General features: G+C 67.5%; 19 protein-coding genes and 1 tRNA gene. 14 read left to right on the top strand and 6 right to left on the bottom strand.

Annotated features, from left to right (window positions below; all coding sequences use genetic code 11):
* Positions 1–126 precede the first annotated feature (126 nt).
* Genes AC1MFL_RS10485 through AC1MFL_RS10475 form a run of 3 tightly spaced genes read left to right on the top strand, consistent with a single transcriptional unit; the run spans position 127 to position 3,250 of the window.
* Positions 127–1,527 (top strand): MFS transporter, encoded by a 1,401-nt coding sequence (locus AC1MFL_RS10485; protein WP_479809535.1) that lies wholly within the window; start codon positions 127–129, stop codon positions 1,525–1,527.
* Between the two features lie 39 nt (positions 1,528–1,566).
* A complete protein-coding gene (locus tag AC1MFL_RS10480) occupies positions 1,567–2,049 on the top strand; it encodes a cation:proton antiporter regulatory subunit (RefSeq protein ID WP_301228153.1) in 483 nt (160 codons plus the stop codon).
* 4 nt (positions 2,050–2,053) lie between these two features.
* On the top strand, positions 2,054–3,250 hold the full coding sequence (locus tag AC1MFL_RS10475; RefSeq protein WP_479809533.1) for a cation:proton antiporter: 1,197 nt from the start codon (positions 2,054–2,056) through the stop codon (positions 3,248–3,250).
* A gap of 12 nt (positions 3,251–3,262) precedes the next feature.
* Here AC1MFL_RS10475 and dcd read toward each other — a convergent pair whose 3' ends face one another.
* Together dcd and AC1MFL_RS10465 are read right to left on the bottom strand one after the other, a co-directional pair.
* Positions 3,263–3,838: a dCTP deaminase gene (gene dcd, locus AC1MFL_RS10470; RefSeq protein ID WP_479809531.1), complete on the bottom strand. Its 576-nt coding sequence runs from the start codon at positions 3,836–3,838 to the stop codon at positions 3,263–3,265.
* 50 nt (positions 3,839–3,888) lie between these two features.
* Positions 3,889–4,332 carry an SRPBCC family protein gene (locus tag AC1MFL_RS10465; protein WP_479809529.1) on the bottom strand — a complete coding sequence of 148 codons (444 nt, stop codon included), beginning with the start codon at positions 4,330–4,332 and terminating at the stop codon, positions 3,889–3,891.
* 300 nt (positions 4,333–4,632) lie between these two features.
* On the opposite strand from AC1MFL_RS10465, the gene AC1MFL_RS10460 reads away from it, so the two are divergent.
* The 3 genes from AC1MFL_RS10460 to AC1MFL_RS10450 all read left to right on the top strand — a co-directional run bounded on the left by AC1MFL_RS10460 (position 4,633) and on the right by AC1MFL_RS10450 (position 6,127).
* Positions 4,633–4,706 (top strand) — tRNA-Gly (locus tag AC1MFL_RS10460).
* Positions 4,707–4,820: 114 nt separating this feature from the next.
* The gene (locus tag AC1MFL_RS10455; protein WP_226759890.1) at positions 4,821–4,970 is read left to right on the top strand and encodes a hypothetical protein; all 150 of its coding nucleotides are present in this window, start codon (positions 4,821–4,823) and stop codon (positions 4,968–4,970) included.
* Positions 4,971–4,978: 8 nt separating this feature from the next.
* A complete protein-coding gene (locus AC1MFL_RS10450) occupies positions 4,979–6,127 on the top strand; it encodes a N(5)-(carboxyethyl)ornithine synthase (RefSeq protein WP_479809527.1) in 1,149 nt (382 codons plus the stop codon).
* Positions 6,128–6,229: 102 nt separating this feature from the next.
* Here AC1MFL_RS10450 and AC1MFL_RS10445 read toward each other — a convergent pair whose 3' ends face one another.
* Positions 6,230–7,588, bottom strand: coding sequence for an MFS transporter (locus AC1MFL_RS10445; RefSeq protein ID WP_479809525.1), 1,359 nt, complete (start codon positions 7,586–7,588; stop codon positions 6,230–6,232).
* A gap of 137 nt (positions 7,589–7,725) precedes the next feature.
* On the opposite strand from AC1MFL_RS10445, the gene AC1MFL_RS10440 reads away from it, so the two are divergent.
* Positions 7,726–8,580: a LysR substrate-binding domain-containing protein gene (locus AC1MFL_RS10440; protein ID WP_479809523.1), complete on the top strand. Its 855-nt coding sequence runs from the start codon at positions 7,726–7,728 to the stop codon at positions 8,578–8,580.
* Between the two features lie 265 nt (positions 8,581–8,845).
* Positions 8,846–9,142 carry a hypothetical protein gene (locus tag AC1MFL_RS10435; RefSeq protein WP_479809521.1) on the top strand — a complete coding sequence of 99 codons (297 nt, stop codon included), beginning with the start codon at positions 8,846–8,848 and terminating at the stop codon, positions 9,140–9,142.
* A gap of 111 nt (positions 9,143–9,253) precedes the next feature.
* Here AC1MFL_RS10435 and AC1MFL_RS10430 read toward each other — a convergent pair whose 3' ends face one another.
* Together AC1MFL_RS10430 and AC1MFL_RS10425 are read right to left on the bottom strand one after the other, a co-directional pair.
* Positions 9,254–12,784 carry a bifunctional proline dehydrogenase/L-glutamate gamma-semialdehyde dehydrogenase gene (locus AC1MFL_RS10430; protein ID WP_479809519.1) on the bottom strand — a complete coding sequence of 1,177 codons (3,531 nt, stop codon included), beginning with the start codon at positions 12,782–12,784 and terminating at the stop codon, positions 9,254–9,256.
* Positions 12,785–13,004: 220 nt separating this feature from the next.
* Positions 13,005–14,468 (bottom strand): amino acid permease, encoded by a 1,464-nt coding sequence (locus tag AC1MFL_RS10425; RefSeq protein ID WP_479809517.1) that lies wholly within the window; start codon positions 14,466–14,468, stop codon positions 13,005–13,007.
* A gap of 145 nt (positions 14,469–14,613) precedes the next feature.
* Here AC1MFL_RS10425 and AC1MFL_RS10420 point away from each other — a divergent pair, with 145 nt between their 5' ends.
* The 5 genes from AC1MFL_RS10420 (at position 14,614) to AC1MFL_RS10400 (ending at position 19,463) form a co-directional block, all read left to right on the top strand.
* Positions 14,614–15,525, top strand: a complete 912-nt coding sequence (locus AC1MFL_RS10420) for a LysR family transcriptional regulator (protein ID WP_479809515.1) — start codon at positions 14,614–14,616, stop codon at positions 15,523–15,525.
* Between the two features lie 93 nt (positions 15,526–15,618).
* Positions 15,619–16,047, top strand: a complete 429-nt coding sequence (gene panD, locus AC1MFL_RS10415) for an aspartate 1-decarboxylase (RefSeq protein ID WP_479809514.1) — start codon at positions 15,619–15,621, stop codon at positions 16,045–16,047.
* Positions 16,048–16,163: 116 nt separating this feature from the next.
* On the top strand, positions 16,164–17,090 hold the full coding sequence (locus AC1MFL_RS10410; protein WP_479809512.1) for an AEC family transporter: 927 nt from the start codon (positions 16,164–16,166) through the stop codon (positions 17,088–17,090).
* 43 nt (positions 17,091–17,133) lie between these two features.
* On the top strand, positions 17,134–18,264 hold the full coding sequence (locus AC1MFL_RS10405; RefSeq protein WP_479809511.1) for an FAD-dependent oxidoreductase: 1,131 nt from the start codon (positions 17,134–17,136) through the stop codon (positions 18,262–18,264).
* A 158-nt stretch (positions 18,265–18,422) separates the two neighbouring features.
* Complete coding sequence (locus AC1MFL_RS10400; RefSeq protein ID WP_479809510.1) at positions 18,423–19,463, top strand: GmrSD restriction endonuclease domain-containing protein; 1,041 nt, start codon at positions 18,423–18,425, stop codon at positions 19,461–19,463.
* A gap of 31 nt (positions 19,464–19,494) precedes the next feature.
* Here AC1MFL_RS10400 and AC1MFL_RS10395 read toward each other — a convergent pair whose 3' ends face one another.
* Entirely contained in the window at positions 19,495–22,122 is a 2,628-nt protein-coding gene (locus tag AC1MFL_RS10395) for a trehalase-like domain-containing protein (protein WP_479809508.1), read from the bottom strand.
* Positions 22,123–22,346: 224 nt separating this feature from the next.
* Here AC1MFL_RS10395 and AC1MFL_RS10390 point away from each other — a divergent pair, with 224 nt between their 5' ends.
* Complete coding sequence (locus tag AC1MFL_RS10390) at positions 22,347–23,666, top strand: ABC transporter substrate-binding protein (RefSeq protein ID WP_479809507.1); 1,320 nt, start codon at positions 22,347–22,349, stop codon at positions 23,664–23,666.
* Positions 23,667–23,678 lie beyond the last annotated feature (12 nt).

The raw sequence follows: 23,678 nt of genomic DNA, 5'->3' as shown, positions 1-23,678 counted from the left end.
TCGATTGTCAAAAGTTGGAGCAGGCGGGCATTCGTTAGGTTCAGTCCGGACAGTTTACCAAGCGTGGACAAATGCTTTTCGCAGGGTGCGTCGGGCCCCGCGCCTGCTGCGGATAATATTCGAGCTATGAACTCCGCTGCTGCCCCAGAGGCCATGCGTCCCTCGGAACTGGAATCCGGAAGCCACGCCACCCACAAGGGCCGCATCCTCGCCTGGGCAGCCTGGGACTGGGGTTCGGCCGCCTTTAACGCGGTCATGACCACGTTCGTGTTCACCGTGTACCTGACGTCCAACGCCTTTGGCGGCGAGGACCAGGCCTCTGCTGTCCTGGGCGGCGCCCTGGCTATCGGCGGCGCGGCCATCGCGCTGCTGGCACCTGTCACCGGGCAGCGCTCCGATACCGGCGGGCGCCGGAAGCTCTGGCTGGGGGTCAACACTGCCGCCGTCGCGCTGCTGACCGCACTCTGCTTCTTCGTCTTCCCGCGTCCGGAGTTCCTGCTCCTGGGCGTGACGCTGATCGCGCTGGGCAATGTGTTCTTCGAGTTTGCGGGCGTGAACTACAACGCCATGCTTGCCCAGATCTCCACTCCGCAGAACATCGGCAAGGTCAGCGGCTTCGGCTGGGGCATGGGGTACCTCGGCGGCATTGTCGCGCTGCTGCTGGTGCTCCAGCTCTTCGTCCAGCCCAGCTTCGAGTGGTTCGGCGCCTCGACCGAGGATGGCCTGAATATCCGCCTTGTCGCCGTGTTCTCGGCGTTGTGGCTCGTTATCTTCGCGCTCCCCGTGCTGTTCGCCGTGCCGGAGCTTCCCAAGACCAGGCAGGGCGCCGGCCTGGGATTCCTGGCTTCCTACGGGCTGCTGGTGCGGCGGATCAAGGCGATTTACCGGACCAGCCCGCACACCATCTACTTCCTGCTCGCCAGCGCCGTCTTCAGGGACGGCCTGGCCGCGGTGTTCACCTTCGGCGGCATCATCGCCGCGGGCACCTTCGGCTTTGAACTCAAGGACGTCATCTTCTTCGCGATCTTCGGGAACGTCGTGGCCGCGGTGGGCGCCATCGCGGGCGGCTTCCTCGACGACCGGGTCGGGCCGAAGGCGGTCATCATGGGTTCGCTGCTCGGGTTGCTGCTGGCCGGCTCCGTGATCGTGGCCCTTGGCAGCGGGAGCTATTCCCTCTTCGGCATGGAATGGGCCGGCACCACCACGTTCTGGATCTTTGGCTTGTTCCTGTGCCTCTTCGTGGGGCCGGCGCAGTCCTCCTCCCGGGCCTTCCTGGCCCGGCTTGCCCCGCAGGGCGAGTCCGGCGAGCTGTTTGGCCTCTACGCCACCACCGGCCGGGCAGTCAGCTTCCTCGCCCCGGCACTGTTTACGCTCTGCATCGCGGTCGCCGCCCCGCTGGTGGAGCCCGGCGGGGCGCAGCGCTGGGGCATCCTCGGCATTCTGGTGGTGCTCCTTGCCGGGCTGCTGCTGCTGCTCCCGGTCAAGGCACCGGACCAGGCCGAAATCGCGGTTGTCCCCGCCGCCTGAAGCGGCCCGAAATGTCCTGCGGCGCACTAGGCTGGAGGAATGAACGTGGATGAAACAGACCTCCCGGGACTGGGCCGGCGCAAGGACTTCATGACCGCCTCGGGGCGCCGGATCGGCGTCGTGGAATACCGCGAGGGCCAAACCGAACTGATCGTCTCCACGTGGGACGATCCGGACACCTGCCAGGCGTCCATCCCGCTGACCGCCGACGAGGCCGCCGCGCTGGGGAACCTGCTGGGCGGACAGCGGCTGGCCATGCAGCTTTCCGAGGCCCACCGTGAGGTTCCGGGGATCGTCACCCGGCAGTTCTCGATCTCCGCCGATTCCCCGTTCCAGAACCAGCCGATGGGCAAGGCCTCCATCCGGACCCGGAGCGGCGTCTCGATCGTCGCCATCATGCGGGAAGGCGAGGTGCTCCCCTCCCCCGGGCCCGACGTCGTCCTGCACCCGGGCGATCTCCTCGTTGCCGTGGGGACGCAAGAAGGCCTCGACACGGCGGCCGGCATCCTGCGCAACGGCTGACGGCATGGATCCGCTCGCACTGACCCTGATTGAGCTCGGCGCCGTCGTCTTTTGCCTCGGCTTGCTGGCGCGGCTGGCGGGGCGGGTCGGCATGTCGCCGATCCCGCTGTACCTCATCGGTGGACTGTTTTTCGGCGCCGGCGGGCTGGTGAAACTCGAGGGCATGCACGAATTTACCCATCTCTCAAGCGAGATCGGAGTGATCCTTCTCCTGCTTATGCTCGGATTGGAATATACGGCGGCGGAGCTGGTCACGGGCCTGCGCCGCTCCTGGCAGGCCGGCGTCCTGGACCTGGTCCTGAACTTCCTGCCGGGCGCCCTTCTCGCGGTCCTGCTGGGCTGGGGGATCGTCGGGGCAATGGTAATGGGCGGCGTCACCTACATTTCGTCGTCGGGAATCGCTGCCAAGGTGATCACGGACCTGGGCCGGATTGGCAACCGCGAAACTCCGGTGGTGCTCTCGATCCTCGTGTTCGAGGATCTCGCGATGGCGGTCTACCTGCCGATCCTCACGGCGACCCTGGCCGGCGTGAGCTTCGTCGTGGGGCTGCAGACTGTCGGGATCTCACTCGCCGTCGTCACCGTCGTCCTGCTCGTGGCCCTCCGGCACGGGCACCACGTGTCCAAGGCCGTGCACAGTGAGAACTCCGAGGTGTTCCTGCTCAACCTGCTCGGCGCCGCGCTGCTGGTGGCCGGGCTGGCTGCAGCCATGCAGGTGTCCGCTGCGGTGGGCGCCTTTATGCTCGGAATCGCCATTTCCGGCGCCACCGCGCACAGCGCCACCAGGATCCTCGAGCCGTTGCGGGATCTCTTCGCAGCCATCTTCTTTGTGGTCTTCGGCCTCAATACCGACCCCGCCACCATCCCGCCGGTGCTCGGCTGGGCCCTTCTGCTGGCGGTCGTCACGGCGGCCACCAAAATGCTCACCGGGATCTGGGCGGCGAAGCGAGCCGGGATCGGCCGGCCGGGGCGTTTCCGCGCCGGCGCCGCGCTGATCGCCCGCGGAGAGTTCTCGATCGTCATTGCCGGCCTTGCGGTCGCCTCGGGCGTCGTGCCCCAGGAGCTTGCGGCCCTGGCCACCGCCTACGTGCTGATCATGGCCGTGACAGGCCCGCTCGCCGCCCGGTTCGTGGAGCCGGTGGTGGCGATGCTGCGCCGCCCCGCGAAACAGCGGAGCGTCCGGACCGCGGACGGGATCTGACGTCGCGCCCGGTCAGATGTCGGTGCGGTGGAAGTTCAGGTGGCTGCGGCTCGCCGTCGGGCCGCGCTGGCCTTGGTACCGGTTGCCGTACTCGCCGGAGCCGTAGGGATGCTCGGCGGCCGAGGTGAGCCGGAAGAAGCACAGCTGGCCGATCTTCATGCCCGGCCACAGCTTGATCGGCAGCGTCGCCATATTGGACAGCTCCAGGGTCACGTGGCCGGAGAATCCGGGGTCGATGAATCCCGCAGTCGAGTGGGTCAGCAGGCCCAGCCGGCCCAGCGAGGACTTGCCCTCGAGCCGGGCGGCAACATCGTCGGGGAGCGTCACGGTCTCATAGGTGGAGCCCAGGACGAACTCCCCGGGGTGCAGGATGAACGGTTCGCCGCTCTCAACCTCCACCAGGCGGGTCAGCTCGGGCTGTTCCTCTGCCGGGTCGATGTGGGCGTACTTGTGGTTGTCGAAGAGCCGGAAAAACCGGTCAATCCGGACGTCAACGGAGGAGGGCTGCACCATGGCAGGGTCGAACGGCTCCAGAACAATCCGTTGGGAGTCAATTTCGGCACGAATGTCACGGTCAGAGATCAGCACAGTCTCAAAATTACAGTACTCGCCGGGATCGGCCGTCCGCGCGGCCAGTGTTACAGCCCGGCCTGCTCCTCAAGGACCGATTTGAGCTGTTCGAGCTGGCAGACTTCAGCCTTCATCCGCCGGCGGAAGGGGCACTTCAGCCGGGCCAGGATCCCCCGCGGCTCGCATTCCAGGGCAAAGCGGACGCGGGTGCCCCCGCCTTCCGTGCTCAGGTAGTAGCCTCCGCGTGTCCGCTCCGTCCCGGCAAGGACCCTGTACTGGATCTCGGCACCGGGCCGCGCCTCGGTGATCTCGAAATCTCCGCACACGGTCCGTCCGCCGGGTTCCGCGATCATCTGCCGGTAGACGGCACCCTTGGACCCGGCCGCGCCGGATTCCAGTTCAATGCTGTGGACGCCGGCACGCCAGCGCGGCAGGTTGCTGGCATCGAGCAGGAAGTCATAGACGCTCATGGCGTCACGTTTGATGACGACGTCGTACTCTGCGATTGCCACGGAAATCCTTGCTGGGCGGACGGCTGATGGACGTAGCCCGCTTCCCCGGAACTGCAGCTAACCCTTTCAGGATAGACAGCAAGGCCTGCCCCGCGGTGCGGCAGCGGCGGGCCTTTATCGAAGAGTTATGGGACCCCCGCCGTGCGTACCGCCTAGTGACTCCGCCCTGGAACCTCCCCCGGGGAGGTGCCTGGCCCGCCATGTGCGCCGGAGCGACGTGTTCTGAGAACACGTGCGGCTGGGGTAAGGTAAATCTCGATGTTCCCCGGGACCACGTCCAGCATTTTGGACGGTCCCATTGCGGCTGTAGCTCAATGGTAGAGCGCTAGCTTCCCAAGCTTGATACGCGGGTTCGATTCCCGTCAGCCGCTCCAGTTCCCCGCCCGGTCAGGGCCGGAACCCCGCCCGGCGGACCTCCCGGGGCTGTTAGGTCGCTGCCTGTATCGTTCGAAGTCAGGAACCTCTTCGGTTCCGCTACAGGAGCGATCATGGCTGACAAATCCCCCCGTCAAGCAGCATCCAAGAAATCCGGCAAATCCATTAAGGAAAAGCGGGCCGACAAACGGACCGCTGCAGCGCCGCCCAGCTCCCTGGACAAAGCCACCAGCGCCAAGCCGGCGAGCCCCAAAAAGAAGTGAGCGGCACCTTGAGCCAACTCACCCTCGGAGTCCTTGCCAGCACGCGGAAACCCGACGAGCGGCGCCTCCCGATCCATCCCCTCCACCTGGACCGCATCGCCCCGGAACTCCGGCAGCAGCTGATCCTGGAGGAGGGCTACGGCGAGCGTTTCGGCGTCTCGGACGCCGATCTCGCCCCGCTGGCGGGGCGCATCGTCCCCCGTGCGCAGCTGCTGGCCGAGGCCGACGTCGTCCTCCTGCCCAAGCCGCAGCCCGAAGACCTGGCCGAACTCCGGGACGGGCAGGTCCTCTGGGGCTGGCCGCACTGCGTCCAGGACCGGGCGATCACCCAGCTGGCGATCGACAAGAAGCTCACCCTGATCGCCTTCGAGGCGATGAACCACTGGGCCAGCGACGGCGGTTTCGGCCTCCACGTCTTCCACAAGAACAACGAGCTGGCCGGCTACTGCTCCGTGCTGCACGCCCTGGCCCTGACCGGATCCACCGGGGATTACGGCCGCCGGCTGAGCGCCGTCGTCATCGGTTTCGGGGCCACCGCCCGCGGAGCGGTCACGGCGCTCAACGCGCATGGAATCCATGACGTCCAGGTGCTGACCAGCCGCGGGGTTGCCGCAGTGGGCTCCCCCATCCATTCGGTGCGGATCGCGCAGTTCGACCATGACGACAAGGCACCGTTCCTCAGCGAGGTCATCACCGAGCGTGGCCGCGTGCCGCTCGCACCGTTCCTCGCCGGGAGCGACATCGTGGTCAACTGCACCCTGCAGGACCCGAACGCGCCGCTGACGTACCTGCGCACTGAGGACCTGGCCGCGTTCCGGCCCGGCAGCCTGATCGTGGACGTGTCCTGCGACGAGGGCATGGGCTTCAGCTGGGCGAAATCCACCACCTTCGCCGAGCCGATGTTCCAAGTCGGGAACCATATCGACTACTACGCCGTGGACCACAGCCCGTCCTACTTGCGGAATTCAGCCACTTGGGAAATCAGCGAGGCGCTGCTGCCGTTCCTGGAAACAGTGATGGCCGGCCCCGACGCCTGGGCCGGGAACGAGACCATCCGCCGCGCGATCGAAATCCGAGACGGCGCCGTCCTCAACCCGGAGGTGTTGCGGTTCCAGCAACGGGAGGCAGAGTACCCGCACCTGCCCCTGGCGCACTAGCGCCGGTCCCCGGTTTCCCGCGGCAAAAACGCTCTGCCACTTAGGAATAAGACAGCCGCTGCGTGGTTCCACGCAGCGGCTGTCCGACATCGGTGCGGAAAACTAGGGCACGGCGGCTGCCTGACAGACGATCTTGACCAGCCGCCGCCGGTCCTTCAGGTCCACCCTGAGCATCAGCTGGCCGCGGCGCGCCAGCACGACGGCGACCGCGGCCGCCGCCAGCGCCGGCACCCCGCCGGAAACCAGGATGGCCGTATGCGGATCCACGTGCTCGGCCAGCCAGCCGAGCATCGGCCCGCCAATTGCCTGGCCGCCGATCAGCACCATGATGTAGAGGCTCATCACGCGGCCGCGGATGGCCAGGTTGGAACTGATCTGGACCAGCTGGTTGGCCGCGGTCAGGAACATCAGGCACCAAAACCCGGCCAGCACCATCGCCACCCCGAACCACACCATGGAGGGCGCCAGCGAGGCGAGGCAGAGCATCAGCCCGTACATTCCCGCCCCCAGCATCACCGAGCGCAGCCTCAGTTCCCGCCGGCGGGCGGACGTGACCGCACCGGCCAGCGCCCCGAGTGCCACCAGCGCGTTCAGCAGGCCGTAGCCGCCGGCGCCGGCGTCGTACACGTGGTCCGCGAAGGCGGCCAGCAGTACCGGCAGGCTCATCGCGAACACGGCGATGAAGCCGGCCATCAGCCACGGCCAGTAGATGGTGGGTTTGCTCAGCGCATAGTCCAGCCCCTCCTTGAGCATGCCCTTGCGCTTGGGCACGGGCGCGCTGAGGTGCAGCTGGTCCTTCCGCAGCGTGAGCAGCATCGCGACGGTGCAGCAGCAGGCGACGGCATTCGCGGCGAACGCCCAGCCGGCCCCCACCGCGGTCAGCAGCAGCCCGGCGAGCGCCGGCCCGATCAGGCCGCCGAGCTGGAACGTCGTGGAATTCACGCTGATGGCGTTCCGGAGGTAGGCCGGGCCAACGAGTTCGTTGACGAAGACCTGACGGGCGGGCTGGTCCAGCACGGTGACCAGGCCAAGGGCGAGGGCGATGCCGTAGACGTGCCAGACTTCGATCCGCTGGCTCAGCGCCAGCGCCGCGAGGATGGCCGCCAGCACGGCTGCCACCGATTGGCACAGCATGAGGATTTTCCGCTTCGCGAAGCGGTCCGCCATCATGCCGGCCCATGGGCCCAGGACCAGCGAGGGCAGGAACTGCAGGGCCACCGTGATCCCGACGGCGGTGACGGAACCGGAGAGCTGGAGTACCAGCCAGTCCTGGGCAATCCGCTGCATCCACAGGGCGGTGACTGCAATGAAGTGGCCGATCGCGAAGATGCGGAAATTGCGGACTTTCAGCGAGATGAAAGTGTGGCGCCAGGGCAGCCGCTCGTTGACGACGGCGAGGGGCTGGGTAATTGCGTCCGGCCGGGCAGATACATTGGCCTCTAACGACGGAGGGGGAGCCACAGAAAGTCCTCAAGGGAGCGGGTGAGTGGGGATGCCTTAACGCTAAGCTGACCCCAATAAATTGTGGAAGCTTATTCACCGCATAACTCGCATTACGAAGCGCAATGGCGCGAGAGTACCGCAGCTGAGGAGACCGCATGTTCGAACCCGCCCAGCTGCGCTCCTTCCTGGCGGTGGCTGAAACACTGAGCTTCACCAAGGCCGCGGAACGGCTGGGTCTCGCACAGCCGACGGTCAGCCAGCACGTGCGCAAGCTCGAGACCGCCGCGAAGAGGGTCCTGGTGGCACGGGACACCCGGGATGTGCGCCTGACCGACAACGGGGACGCCATGGCTGGCTTCGCCCGCAGTATCCTCTCCGCCCACGACGCCGCCGCCCGCTACTTCTCCGGCTCGGCCATGCGCGGCCGGCTGCGCTTCGGCACGGCGGACGACCTCGCGATCACCGGGCTGCCGCGGATCCTGCGGGAGTTCCGCCAGGTCTACCCGCAGATCAACCTGGAACTGACGGTGGGCCAGAGCGACCAGCTCTACAAGCGGCTCAACGCCGGCCAACTGGACCTGGTCTTCGTCAAATGGGTGGCCGGGGCCAAGGACGGCACGGTGGTCCAGCAGGACTCGTTCGCCTGGGTGGGGCTGGAGCAGACGTCGCTGGACCCGGCCGAGCCCGTGCCGCTGATTGCCTACCCCGCACCCAGCCTGAGCCGGAAACTGGCCATCGATGCACTCGAATCCGCCGGCCGGACCTGGCGCATCACGTGCACCACACGGCAGATCAGCGGCGTGCTGGCCGCTGTCCGGGCGGGCATCGGGGTTGCGGTCATGCCGTCCTCGCTTGTGCCTGACGATCTGAAGATCATCACCCGGCGCTTCGAACTGCCGCCGGTGGGCGACGTCGATTTCACCCTGATCCGCAACCCGCTGGCGAACACCGAGGTGATCGAGGCCCTGACCCAGACGATCGCGGGCCGGACCCTGAAGCGCCCCGGGTGAGCGGCCGGGACACACCTGCGTACCTGCTGCTGTACCTACTCGGGTTACGTACTTACGCATACCATTGATCCACTCGTATTCATGGCTTATCCTGAGTGTGTTGAAGGTCAAGCAGAGGCCTGTGACAACGATTCGAATACGAACGCTGTCCTATGTGTCTGCCGTGCGGCGACGCACCGGAGGCGTTCGGGATAGGCCGACAATGACGCCAGCCATAAACCGACCACACCGTCCCGCCACATCGGCAACCCGGAGCCTCAAGCCCGTGGCCCCGCTCTCCCAGGCAGTGCGCCGCGACGCCGCGAATCACCCCAGCCTCGGACGCCTGGACCCGCACCACCCGACGACCCTGGTTGAGGCCGAATACGTCGGCAACCCGTACTGCGAACGGTGCGGCACCGACGAGTTCATCTACTTGGAGACCTTTGTCCCGGCCACACACCACAGGGACGGCTCCATCAACCGGCTGGGCGAGGTGACGTACTTCTGCTCCGGCTGCGACGACTTCTCCGCGCATGCCGTGCCTGCCACCTGGGTTCCGCCCGGCTGGTATTTCGGCTGAGTCCGCGGACTTAAGCCTCCGCAGACTCCGAGCCGGGCGGCCACCATTGGAGGGTGGCCGCCCGGCTCGTTTGTGTTGGCAGTCGTTTGTACTGGCCCCGGGAGGAATTCCCTAGATCAGCCCGTCCGAAATGTGGTTCGGCGTCCCGAACCGGTGTGCGGTGATGCTGATGGCCTGCTCATGCAGGAAAGGCAGCAGCTCGACGCGTCCGGCTTCGGTGACCGGGTGGAAGTAGATCGCCAGGTCCGGACGTCCGCCGGTCGCCTCGGCCAGGGCCGCGGCATTCCCGCCGATGAGCCTGACCCGCGGGGTGAAAAGCCTGCCCGCTCCGGCGGAGCTGGCTGCGGAGGCCAGCCAGCCGGCGTCGTACTCCACGGTGGGATCGATGCCGAGCCCGGAGAGCACGGTGCGCAGCCGGGCTGGAAGCTCGACGGCGGTGGACACCGTCAGCGGGGAGCCGGCCCGGACACCGGCCGCCACTGTGCGGACCAGGTGGGCGAGCGGTTCGCCTTCGGCGAGGCGCACCTGCACCGGCAGCGGGCGGTAGCGGAAGATGTTCCGTTCGGCGCCCAGCCCGGAGACGTCCTTGGCCGTGCCGAATTCCTCGGCCCAGGCGAGGGCGTCGGAGGCCACGGCGCGCTGCAGGCCTGCCAGCTCGCCGGCGGTCAGGAACTCCTGCGCCGCCTGCTCGATCCGGCGGACACCGGGGTGCGCGGGCGTGGCGGCAGGGTTCCCGGCCGCGGTGCTGGGCTTGCTCACCCATTCGCCGAGCCCGACGAGGTAGTTGGGGCCGCCGGCCTTGGTGCCGGCGCCGACGGCGGACTTCTTCCAGCCGCCGAAGGGCTGGCGCTGCACGATGGCGCCGGTGATGCCACGGTTGACGTAGAGGTTGCCAGCCTGGACGGTGTCGAGCCAGAGGTCCAGTTCCGCCGGGTCCAGCGAATGCAGCCCGGAGGTGAGGCCGTACTCGATCTGGTTCTGGATGGCGATGGCGTCCTCCAGCGTCTCCGCGGTCATCACGCCCAGCACGGGGCCGAAGAATTCCGTGAGATGGAAGTAGGATCCGCGGCGCACCCCGTAGCGGATGCCAGGGCTCCAGAGCTTGCCCGTCCCGTCCAGCTTCCGCGGCTCGACGGCCCAGCTTTCCCCTTCGCCCAGGGTGGTAAGGGCGTTGAGGAGCTTGCCGCTGGCCGGTTCGATGATCGGGCCCATCTGGCTGGCGGGGTCCTCGGGGTAGCCCACCTTGAGCGAGGTGACTGCGTCGATCAGCTGGTTGTGGAAGCGCCGCGATGTGGCCACGGATCCGACCAGGATCACCAGCGACGCGGCTGAGCACTTCTGCCCGGCGTGGCCGAAGGCGGAGTACGCGACGTCCTTGGCAGCAAGATCAAGGTCGGCACTGGGGGTGACGATGATGGCGTTCTTGCCGCTGGTTTCGGCCAGCAGCGGCAGGTCCTGGCGGAAGGAACGGAAGAGTTCGGCGGTCTCGTAGCCGCCGGTGAGGATCACCCGGTCCACTGCGGGGTGCGAGATCAGCTGCCGGCCAAGCTCACGCTCGCCCAGCTGGACCATGGTCAGCACGTCCCGCGGAACGCCGGCTTCCCAGAGTGCCTCGATCATCACGGCACCGCTGCGCCGGGCCTGTTTGGCGGGCTTGATCACGACGGCGGAGCCCGCGGCGAGGGCCGCCAGCGTGGAACCGGCCGGGATGGCCACCGGGAAATTCCACGGCGGGGTCACCACGGTGAGCTTCGCCGGCACGAAGGCGGCACCGTCGACGCCGTCGAGCTTGCGGGCCGCTTCGGCGTAATAGTGCGCGAAGTCAACAGCCTCGCTGACCTCCGGATCGCCCTGGTCGATGGTCTTGCCGGTTTCGCTGGCCATGACCTCCAGGAGTTCGGCCCGGCGGGCTTCCAGGACATCGCCGGCGCGGTGCAGGATCGCCGCCCGCTCGTCACCGGAGAGCGTGCCCCAGGCCTTGCCCTTTTCCACCGCGGTGTCGATCACGGTGTTGAGCGTCGCCTCGTCGTTGATCATGGCGGCCTCGACGGCGGCGTTGCCCAGGTTCGAGGACGGGACCCGAGCCAGGATGGCGCGGCCCCAGTCGCGGTTGGCCGGCAGGGACGGGTCGGTGTCCGCGGTGTTCTCGAAGGAGTCATGCGGCATCGGCCCGGCCGGGATGCTGCGGTCCTGCCGGCGGTTGGGCAGGGGGACCTCGTCGTCGAGCCTGGCGAGGGAGGCGAGGAAGCGCTGCTTCTCGCGCTCGAAGAGGGATTCGTTCTCGCTCAGTTCGAAGACGGCGGACATGAAGTTGTCCTGGCTGGCGCCTTCCTCGAGCCGGCGGATCAGGTAGGCGATCGCGACGTCGAACTCGGCCGGGTGGACCACCGGGGTGTAGAGAAGCAGCGAGCCGACGTCCTTCTTGACGGCTTCCGCCTGGCCCTGGGCCATGCCGAGCAGCATCTCGAATTCGATCCCGGCCTCCACGCCGCGCTGTTTGGCGAGCAGCCAGGCGAAGGCGATGTCGAAGAGGTTGTGGCCGGCGACGCCGATCCGGACGTTGCGGATCCGGTCGGGGTGCAGCGCGTAGTTGATGACGCGCTTGTAGTTGGTGTCCGAGTCCTGCTTGGTGTTCCAGGTGGCGAGCGGCCAGCCGTGCAGTGAGGCCTCCACCTGCTCCATCGGCAGGTTCGCGCCCTTCACCACGCGGACCTTGATGGCGGCGCCGCCGTCGGCGCGGCGGGCAGCGGCCCAGTCCTGCAGGCGGATCATGGCGGACAGCGCGTCCGGAAGGTAGGCCTGGAGCACGATGCCGGCCTCGAGGTCCCTGAACTGCGGCTTGTCCAGGATCCGGGTAAAGACCGCGATGGTCATGTCCAGGTCCTTGTACTCCTCCATGTCCAGGTTGATGAACTTGGCTTTTTCGCCGCCGGCGGCAAACGAGGCGGCGCGGGTGAAGAGCGGGGTGAGCTTCTCGACGACGTGCGCCACGGCCTCATCGAAGGCCCAGGCCGAGTGCGGGGCCACGGTGGAGGAGACCTTGATGGAGACGTAGTCGACGTCGGGGCGGGACAGCAGCTTGTGGGTGCCCTCGAGCCGGCGTGAGGCCTCGTGTTCGCCCAGCACGGCCTCGCCCAGGAGGTTGACGTTGAGCTTGATGCCGTCCTTGCGGATTTTCGCGATGGCGGGGCCCAGCTTGGCGTCGGTGGCATCGACGATGAGGTGGCCGACCATTTCGCGCAGCACACGGCGGGCGATCGGGATGACCACCTGGGGCAGGGCCGGGGCCATGGAGCCGCCGAGGCGGACGGCACCGCGCATGTACCAGGGCAGGAACGCGGGAACCTTGGAGGCCAGGGCTGCGAGGTTGCGGGCGGCCACATGGAGGTCCTCGGGGCGGACCACGCCGTCAACGAACCCCACCGTGAAGTCCAGGCCGTTGGGGTCCTTCAGGACGCCCGCGAGCTGCTCGGCCGAGGCGTCAACCGGGACCTTGGCCGCCTCGCTGAGCCAGTGGCGCACCAGCCCGATGGCCTCCTCGGCGAGCGCTGCGGCTTCGAGGACCGGAGAGCCTTCCGAGACGGCGGCGTGTCCGGCGTCGTTGCCGGTGTTCACACCGGACTCCGTGGAAATGTTGGTCATGGCTGGCACTCGTTCTTTCTCGAAATGGGGAGCGTTCTAACCTCAGTATGGGACCGGATTTTCATAAGATAAAGCGATGTTTTCCGAGCAATACTGGTTAGAAAACTCGAACGGTGCGGGGCCCGCCGGAACCGCCCCGGAACACACGGATGCGCTATCACTTTTGGCGGCCAAAACCGGGGCATGGGAGCCAAAAGTGATAGCGCAACCGGGCGGGTGGCTAGCCGGCGTGGCGGTGCATCTCCACGGCCTCCTCGTGCCTCGGGCTGTCCGGATTCATCAGCGAGTTCTTCCGACCGTAGCTGAAATAGATGACCAGGCCGATGACGAGCCAGACGCCGAAGCGCAGCCAGGTTTCCCAGTGCAGCTGGAGCATGAGGAAGCCGGAGGCCAGCACGCCAAACGCCGGAACGAGCGGCATGAGCGGCAGCCGGAAGGTCCGCGGGGCGTCGGGCTTTTTGTAGCGGAAGACGATGACCGAGGTGCAGACGACGACGAAGGCGGCCAGGATGCCGATATTGGTCAGGTCGGCGACGGCCTTGATCGGGAACACACCGGCCAGCAGCGCGGAGGCGACGCCGGCGATCCAGGTGACGCGCTGCGGGGTGCCGTGGCGGTCCGTCTTGGCGAACCAGCCGGGGAGCAGCCCGTCGCGGCTCATCGAGAACCAGACGCGGGTGACGCCGAGCAGGAAGGTGAGCATCACAGTGAGGATGGACAGGACGGCAAAGACCGAGATGATCGTGGCGATGACCGGCAGGCCCACGCTGTTGAACGCGGAGGCGAAGCCGGCCTTGGGGTCGATCTCCCGGTAGTTCTGCATGCCGGTGAGCACCAGGGTTGCGGCGACGTACAGGAGCATTGCCACGATGAGGGACATGATGATGGCCTTCGGCATGTGCTTCTTGCCGTCGGTCGCCTCTTCCGCGGCGGTGCTCATCGCGTCGTACCCGAACACGGCGAAGAACACCGTGGCAGCGCCGGCCACAACCGGGCCAAACCCGCTGGGCATGAACGGGTTGTAGTTTCCCGTATCAATGTAGAAGATGCCGAGACCAATGATGAACAGGATCAGGACTACCTTGATCCCGACAGCCACGAGTTCGAACCGGCCGAAGGTCTTGGTGCCGCGGGACAGGATCCAGGTCACCAGGAGGCAGACGGCAATCGCGGGAACATTGATGATTCCGCCGGTGCCTTCATCCGGCGTCGCGGTCATCCAGGCCGGCATGTGGATGCCGATGCCGGAGAGGAACGCGTCGAAGTAGCCGGATATGCCGATCGCCACCACGGCCACAATCGCGATGTATTCCAGCAACAGGTCCCAGCCAATGAACCAGCCGATAATCTCGCCGAGCGCCACGTAGCCGTACGTGTACGCCGAACCGGCCCGCGGGATCATGCCCGCGAACTCCGCATAGGACAGCGCGGCGGCCGCGGAGGCGAGCCCCGCAATCAGAAAGGAGAACAGCACCGCCGGGCCGACGCCGGGTTCGGACGCGCTGCCGTGGGCCACGAGGCCCGCCAGGGAGAAGATGCCGACGCCGATAATGCCGCCAACGCCGATGGCGGTCAGCTGCCAGAGCCCCAGGCTCTTTAACAGGCCGCTGTGCAGGTTTTCTTCCTCGATGTCGTCGATGGGCTTGCGCCTCATGATCGACCTGGTTATGTCTTTTGTACTCATTTTCAGGGTCTTCCGCTCAGAGGTGGTGCCCATCAATCCGCCCTATGATGGGGGTTACTCGACGACAACAGTATGCAAGCCGGATTGCATTAGATAAAGTGAATTCTCCTAATCAATAAACATTAGAATTCACAAAGGAATAGCGATGCTGGATGTCCGGCGGTTGCGCCTGCTGCGCGAACTGAAGATCCGGGGCACCCTGGCCGAGGTTGCGGAGGCCCTTCAGTACAGCCCGTCGTCGGTCTCGCAGCAGCTGGCCCTCCTGGAGAAGGAAGCCGGCGTCGAACTGCTTCGCAAGACCGGACGCCGGGTCCAGCTGACCCCGCAGGCGGAGGTCCTCGTGGCCCACACGGCCCACCTGCTGGAAACGCTGGAACAGGCCGAGGCGGATCTGGCCGCCTCACTGACCACCGTGACGGGCACGGTCCGCATTGCGGTCTTCCAGTCCGCGGCGCTGGCCCTGATGCCGGACGCCCTCACCAGGATGTCGTCACGCTATCCTGAAGTCCGGATCGAAATGATCCAGCGGGAACCCGAAACGGCGCTTCATGAGACCTGGGCCCGGGACTTCGACCTGGTGATTGCCGAGCAGTACCCCGGCCATGCGGCCCCCCGCTATGCCGAACTCGACCGGCTCCGGCTCACGAGCGATGCCATCCGCCTCGCGGTTCCGCCCCGATCCTCCAACCTTCCGGCGATAACGTCCCTCACGGACACCGCCGGGCTGGCCTGGGTGATGGAGCCCCGCGGCGCGGCGTCACGGCACTGGGCCGAACAGGCCTGCCGCAGCGCCGGATTCGAGCCCGACGTCCGCTTCGAGACCGCCGACCTGCAGGCGCAGATCCGGCTGATCGAATCCGGGAACGCCGTGGCCCTGATGCCGGACCTCGTCTGGACCGGGCGAGGCACAACGTCGCAACTGATTACCCTGCCGGGCTATCCGCACCGGACCATCTTCACCTCGGTGCGGCGCTCCAGCGTCAAGCGCCCGGCCATCCTGGCCACCCGGGAGATCCTGGCGGAGACAGCGGCGTCCATCCCGCCCGCCGGCCCTTAATCCGGCGGCCGTTGCGGGCGTGCGGCGCAGGCTTGCGGGGGTGTTGGCTCGCTCACAGCGCTTCCGGCGGCCCGGCGCTAGACTGGATCCGTTATGAATCGCACAATATTCAAGTCCAAGATCCACCGCGCCACGGTCACGCACGCGGACCTCCACTATGTCGGTTCGGTCACCGTGGACCTGGATCTGCTGGAAGCGGCCGACATCCTGCCCGGCGAGCTGGTCTCCATTGTCGACGTCACCAACGGTGCCCGGCTGGAGACCTACACAATCGCCGGCGAGCGCGGTTCCGGGGTCATCGGGATCAACGGCGCCGCCGCGCACCTCATGCATGAGAACGACATCATCATCCTGATCACCTACGCCCAGATGACCACTGATGAAGCCAGGGCCTACAGCCCCAAAGTGGTCCATGTGGACAAGGACAACAAGATTGTCCAGATCGGCAACGACCCCGCGGAAGGCCACACGCCCGGGATCATGCGCCCGCCGTACGCACTGAACAACGCCACGCTGAACTGACGGCTTCAGCCTGGGGGCGCAGTTCTGCCGTAACAGGCGCTGGGCGTAAATAAAGCTGATTACTCTGGAGGGGTGACTGCCCCCCATCCCCCGCCTTCGACGCCGCGGGCTGCCGCGTGCTAGGCGTCCTCGCCGGATTCTTCGTGGTCTGGTGCATCATCCTGGTGGGCATGTTCGTCGGCCGGCGCGGAATCCTGGGCGAGAACGCCCGCTCCGTGCTCAGCGCTCTGACATTCTTCGTCGCCAGCCCGGCCCTGCTGTTCGACACCCTCAGCAAGGCCAAGGTCCACGATATTTTCGCCGCCCCGGTGCTGGTAACGGCGGTCGGCGCCATCGCGACGGCGGCACTCTACTTCGGCATCGTCCGTTTCCTGCTCAAACGCTCCGTGCCGGAATCCCTCATGTCCTCCATGGGCGCCTCGCTGGCCAACTCCGCCAACCTCGGCATCCCCATCGCCGTGTACGTCCTGGGCGACGCAAGTTATGTGGCGCCGCTGCTGATCTTCCAGCTGGCTTTCTTCACCCCCATGTTCCTGGTGGTGCTGGATGCCACCACCAGCATGCACCGGACCACGCCGCTGAGCTTCGTGCTGATGATCCTGCGGAATCCCATGATCGTGGGCTCCGGGCTGGGCCTGACGGTGGCCGCCACTGGCTGGCAGGTGCCGCCGCTGGTGATGGAGCCCATCCACCTGATCGGCGGGGCTGCGATTCCGGCCATGCTGCTCGCCTTCGGGATGAGCCTGAACGGCTCCCGCCCGCTGCACGCCTCGGCGGGGCGCCGGATCGACACCCTGCTGGCCAGCGGCTTCAAGCTCATTGTGCATCCGCTGCTGGCCTACCTCTTCGCCCGCTTCGCCCTGCAGCTGGCGGACCAGGCACTTTTCGCCGTGGTGGTGACCTCCGCCCTGCCCACCGCGCAAAACGTCTTTGTGATCGCCAACCGCTACCGGACCGGCCTGACCGTCGCCAAGGACACCATCCTGATCACCACGATCGTCGCCGTGCCGGCCATGATCGGCGTGGCCCTGCTGCTCGCCTGAGCAGCCCCCGCAATGCTCCCACACCACACCCTCCGGAGGACCCATGAGAACCAGCCTGGACACCGTCATCATCGGCGGCGGCGCCATGGGCTCGGCGGCGGCCTGGGCGTTGGCCAGCCGCGGCCGGTCCGTGACCCTGCTGGAGCAGTTCAGCCCCGGGCACCGCAACGGCGCCTCCCACGGCGCCACCCGGAACCTCAACCCCGGCTACGCCGATCCGGACTACGTGGCCATGCTGGCCGAGGCCGTCCGGCTCTGGGACGAGCTCGAGGCCGATGCCGGCGAGCGGCTGCTGGCGCGCACCGGCGTCGTGAACCACGGGACCGACCCGCTGCTGGGTGAGGTGCAGAGCGCCCTGCAAAGGGCCGGACTGCGGGCCGAATTCCTGGCTGCCGCGGAAGCGGCCGAACGGTGGCGGGGCATCCGGTTCGACCAGCACGTGCTGCACATGCCCGACGGCGGGCAGCTGAATCCCGATGCCGCCCTGCCGGCGCTGCAGCGCCTGGCCGCGGGCCGCGGCGCCGAGATCCGGCACCGGGTCAAGGTGCTGGAGCTCGCGGCGGAGGACGACGGCGTCCGGCTCACGGTCGACGCCAGCGGCCGCACCGAGGTGCTGACCGCGCGGCAGGCCGTGGTCACCGCCGGTGCCTGGACCACAAGACTGCTCGGCGGCATGGTGCCCCTCCCCCGGCTCACCGTCACCCAGGAACAGCCGGCACACTTCGCCATTGCCGACGAGGGCGCGGTCTGGCCCGGGTTCAACCATGCCCCCGGCCGGGGCGCGGATTTCGCGGACTGGTACTCACCGGTCTACGGCATGCCGACGCCGGGCGAGGGGATCAAGGCCGGCTGGCACGGCGCGGGTCCGGTCGTGGACCCGGACCGGAGGTCCTTCACGGCGGAACCGGCGCAACTGGCGGCGCTGCAAAGCTACGCGCGGCGGTGGCTGCCCGGCGTGGATGCCGACACCCTGACCGACATCAGCTGCACCTACACCACCACCCCGGACGAAAACTTCATCCTTGACCGCATCGGGCCGCTCGTGATCGGTGCGGGCTTCTCCGGCCACGGGTTCAAGTTCACCCCAGTCGTGGGGCGGATCCTCGCCGACCTCGCCACCGGCGACGGCCCGGCGCCGGCGATCTTCTCGGCGTCCCGGCCCGGGATCCGCTGACCCCGCCCCCAGGAAACAACGCGGGGTCACATCGCGCCCATCCCGGGCCCCGGCATGGGCGCGATGTGACCCCGCGTTGCGGTGTGCGCCGGTAGGCTGGGACCGGTCTTAAGCCGCCCCGCGGGTAACCCGGGGCAACAGCATGAAGTAAGGACAAATTGCGCAGCGTCAGAACACGCACCACCGCCAGATCCGCGGCCATCGACTGGATCGCGGCCGGGCTGGCAGGGCTGCTGCTGGTCTCCGCCACGGCCTGCGCCGGCACGGCGACGGCCCCGGGCGCCGCGCCGGCAGCCGCCCCCACAGCCGCCGTGAGCACGGCCGGCATCACCGCGGGCGCCTCAGCGGAGTCCGGCGCCGAGGACACCCCGAACCAGCAGCCGGCCTTCGCCGCCAAGGCCCTGGACGTCCTGGCAACGATCCCGGTCAAGGGCCGGGCGCCCAAGACGGGCTACTCGCGCGATCAGTTCGGCCAGGCCTGGGCCGACGTCGACCGCAACGGCTGCGACACCCGCAACGACATGCTCCGCCGGGACCTCACCGACCTCGCCCTCAAACCCGGCACCGGGGACTGCGTTGTCCTTTCCGGCATCCTGAACGACCCCTATACGGCCACCCTGATCAACTTCCTCCGCGGCACCAGCACCAGCGACGCAGTGCAGATCGACCATGTGGTGGCCCTCAGCGACGCCTGGCAGAAGGGCGCCCAGCAACTCACCGAGTCCCAGCGGCTCTCCTTCGCCAACGATCCGCTGAACCTGCTCGCGGTGGACGGCCCTGCCAACCAGCAAAAGAGCGACGGCGACGCCGCCACCTGGCTGCCTGCGAACAAGTCCTACCGCTGCGCCTACGTTGCCCGCCAGATCTCGGTCAAGTCCAGCTACGGGCTGTGGGTCACCGCGGCCGAGCACGATGCGATGGCACGGGTTCTCGGCGACTGCCCGGGCCAGGCCGCCCCGACCAGCCAGGCTGCGCCGGCTACCCCGGCGCAGGCGGCGACTCCCGCGCCGGCCCCCGCAGCACCCGCCCCGGCAGCACCGGCGGCCCCCGCCGCCCCGGCCGCCCCAGCGGACCCGGCCTCCGTGTACTACGCCAATTGCGCCGCCGCCCGTGCTGCCGGCGCCGCACCGCTGCGGGCCGGCCAGCCGGGCTACCGCGAGCAGATGGACGGCGACCGCGACGGCGTCGCCTGCGAATAATGCGCCGTCTGATTCAGCACCGGCGCAGCAGCTAATTCCTCGGCAGCGCGTCCAGCAGCCGCGAGCAGCGGATGAAACCCAGATGCGAGTATGCCTGGGGGTGGTTTCCCAGATGTGTTTCGGTGCCCGGGTCATACTCCTCCGGCAGCAGACCGGTGGGGCCGAACAGGTTGACCAGCTGGTCGAACAGGTCCCACGCCTCCTCGATCCGGCCGACCGCAACATAGGCCTCGATCAGCCACGTTGTGCAGATGTGGAAGCCGCCCTCCAGGCCCGGCAGGCCGTCGTCGTACCGGTAGCGGAACACCGTGGGCCCCACCCGCAGTTCCCGTTCCACCGCGGTGACGGTGTCCAGGAAGCGCTGGTCGCTGACGTCGAGCAGTCCGGAGAGTCCGATGTGCAGCACCGCGGCGTCCAGGTCCGGGCTGCCGTAGGCCACCGTGTAGGACTCCGCGCTCTCGTCCCAGCCTTCGCGCAGGACTTCGTCGCGGATGGCGGTCGCGGCGGGTTCCCAGGCCGGGACCGGCGTCCGGCCGTGCCGCGCGGCGGTGCGCAGGGCTCGGTCCAGCGTCACCCAGCACATCACCTTGGTGTAGACGTGATGCCGCGGCGCCCTCCGGGCCTCCCAGATTCCGTGGTCCGGCTCGTGCCAGCGGGCCAGGACGGCCGATGCCATCTGCACCATCAGCTCCCAGTGGGCATCGGACAGGTCCCCGCGCCGGGCGGACAGGGCGTCGATCAGCTCGGCGATCGGCCCGAAGACGTCCAGCTGCACCTGGTGGTCCGCGGCATTGCCGATCCGGACCGGGCGGGAGCCCGCGTAGCCGGGGAGGCTCTCGATGATGGCTTCGGTGGACAGTGGCGACCCTGTCACCGAATACAGCGGGTGCAGCCATTCCGGGCCGGGGGCGTGGGCGAGGATCCGGCCCAGCCAGGCCAGGAATCCTTCCGCCTCCGCAGTCGAGCCGAGATCCACGAGCGCGTTGACCGTCATGGAGCCGTCCCGCAGCCAGCAGTACCGGTAGTCCCAGTTCCTGGTGCCGCCGATCCCCTCCGGCAGCGAAGTGGTGGGCGCCGCCAGGACGGCGCCGGTGGGCTCGTGGACCAGGGCCCGGAGCACCAGGGCCGACCGCCGGACCAGGGACGGCTTCACGGCGGGCAGCTGCAGCGCCTGCACCCAGCGCCGGGAATGCAGCGCGACGCCGGCGCGACGCGAGCTCTCCCCCGGAGGCGCGGCGCGATGGAGTTCCGTGTCGCCGCAGCGCAGGTTCAGCACCACCGGTCCGTGCCGCAGGTTCACCTCGGCGGTGGCGGTGGCATGCCGGCCGTCCGAGGTCATGGAGAAACCGGCCCCGGGCGCCAGCAGGATGATCGGGTCCGCGGTCCCCACAACGTGCAGCTCCTCGCCGCGGGCCTCCATGCTGAAGGGCGCGTTGGCGTAGTCCGGGCGGGGCGCGAAGACAATCCGCGCCGTCCCCGTGCCTGAGAGCACCCTGACCAGGCTGGTCACGCCTTCCGGCGCCGGTTCCAGGTAGTCAGTGACGGTCACATCGGCCCAGCGGGTTTCCACGATCATGGTGCTGTCCACATAGCGCTGGCCCAGCACCTGCGAGGCCTTCACCGGTTCGACCGAGAAATGGCCGGCCGCGTCGCCGCCGAGGAGATGCGCAAAAAGGGATCCCGAGTCCGGCAGCGGGTGGCTCATCCAGCAGATCTTGGCGTCCGGTGTGATCAGGGCCGTGGAGGAGCCGTTGCCGATCATCGAATGCCGCTCCAGGCCGACCGCATCCTCACCGAACAGCCAGGCCCGCCGGAGTTCGAAGAGGATGGCGAGGACCCTCGCGAAGGACTCGGGATCCCGGAGCCGGTGCGCGGCCTGCGTCGGGCCCTCCCCCACCCGCAGCGCCAGGTCCGGGCCGCGCAAGGTCGCCATCGCCAGCTCGTCACTGGCGGCGTCCCCGGCGTAGAGGGCCGCGCTGGCACCAAGCATGGAGCGCAGGTGCTCCAGCGCGGCGGCCTTGGACGGTTCCACCACGGACAGGTCCAGGACCGAGCCGTCCACGATAAAGGACAGCCCGTGCGCCCGGGCGATTACCTCCGCCTGGGCGGTGGCCAGCGCGACGACGTCGGGCGCGGCCGGGCGGGTGTGCACGGACACGGCGACGGGCTTGCGTTCGATGGTGATGCCGCGGTAGGCGCCCACGGTTTCGGCGAGCGCCTGGCTGGCCTGCTGCAGCACCGATTCGGTGGCAAGGGACAGCCCGTGGGCATAGCCCATATCGAACTCGGCGCCGTGCGAGCCGACGAGGTGCACCTCTGCAGGGAGCCGCGAGACGGCCGCCAGGTCCCGCAGGGAACGCCCCGAGATGACGGCGGCGTGGGTGTTGGGCAGGGCAGCCAGCGCCCGGAGGGCAATCGCGGCGCTGCCCAGCGGCAGGGTCTCGGTGGAGATGCCCTCGGCGGCGCACAGGGTCCCGCCGTAGTTGCAGGCCACGAGCAGCCCGGGCGTGCGGGCCAGGATCTTGAGGTCCGCCAGCAGCTGCGGCGTCAGCCCGTCATCGGCGGCGTTGGTCTGCACAAAGGCCCGGAGCAGGCCCAGCGGCAGCGATTTCGTCAGGAGGGCAGAGTCGGCCAGGGACTGGTTGAGTGGAGTGGGCATGCGCGGAGTCCTTCGAGTAGTCCCCAATGCCTGCATGAGACCGTCCGAAAAGGACGTCCTACCAAGTGTCATCCCGGCCCGATTTCCCGCGGGTGTCTCCCCGGTTGCAGCTGTGTAACATCCGCACGGATGTTCCTTTTTGCCCCTTGACGTTCCTTATTGTGCGATTATGATACATAGTTATGTGAACTGCCTCACACCCGTGATGTTTCAAAGGAGAAATCATGACCATGCACGAAGATGCGCTGAGCCGGGCCTCCAGCCAGGGCGGCTGGGACCGTCGGACCTTGCTGAAGACGCTGGGCGTGGGAGCAGTCGCGATGGCGGGGGTGCCCGTGTTGGCGGCCTGCACCGGCGGAAGTGCGCCGGCGTCGAGCGGCGGCGCCAAAACGGTCAGCTTCGGTTCCGGATCCTCGGACGAAGTCCCCAAGGCCGCCTACAAGGCCGTCACGGATGCTTTTGAGAAGAAGTCCGGCGTCAAGGTCACCACCAACGTGGTGCCCCACAACGACTTTCAGAACAAGATCAACACGTACCTGCAGGGCAGCCCCGACGACGCTTTCACCTGGTTTGCCGGCTACCGGATGCAGTACTACGCGGACAAGGGCTTGCTCGCCCCGATCGACGATGTCTGGGAGAAGATCGGGGGCAACTACTCCGACGCCCTCAAGAAGGCTTCCACCGGCACCGACGGAAAGATGTACCTGGTCCCGAACTACAACTACCCCTGGGGCTTCTTCTACCGGAAGAGCCTGTGGGCCGAGAAGGGCTACCAGGTTCCGAAGACCTTCGATGAGCTCACCGCACTCTCCAAGAAGATGCAGGACGACGGCCTGATCCCCATCGAATTCGCGGACAAGGACGGCTGGCCTGCAATGGGCACCTTCGACTACCTGAACATGCGCCTCAACGGGTACCAGTTCCACATGGACCTCACGGCCCACAAGGAAAGCTGGGACCAAAAGAGGGTCAGCGACGTGTTCGACACCTGGAAGGCACTGCTGCCGTACCAGAACCCCAATGCCCTGGGCATGACGTGGCAGGATTCCGCGAAGAACCTCGGCGACAAAAAATCCGGCATGTACCTGCTCGGATCCTTCCTCACCCAGCAGTACACCGACAAGACGGTCGCGGACGACATCGATTTCTTCCCGTTCCCGGAGATCGCGATGGAAGGCCAGGACGCCATCGAAGCCCCCATCGACGGACTGCTGCTCTCCAAAAAGGGCGGCCAGAATCCGGCCGCCAAAGACTTCCTCGCCTACCTCGGCACCCCGGAAGGACAAGACGTCTACGCATCCGTTGACTCCTCGAATATCGCCACTGCCAAGGGCGCCGACACGTCGAAGTTCACGCCACTGAACAAGAAGATGGCGGAGGCCATCGCCAACGCCAAGAGCATCAGCCAGTTCTTTGACCGCGACGCACTCCCGGCCATGGCCAACAACGTGATGATCCCGGCGCTGCAGTCCTTTATCAAGGACGGCAACGTCGACGTCAAGAAGCTGGAAGCCCAGGCCAAATCGCTCTACGCCGCCCAGTAGCCGCACGCGATA

The organism is Arthrobacter sp. BG3 (assembly GCF_056680185.1).
Note: the sequence above shows the minus strand (reverse complement) of the source record. Positions and strands in the feature narration are given on the sequence as shown.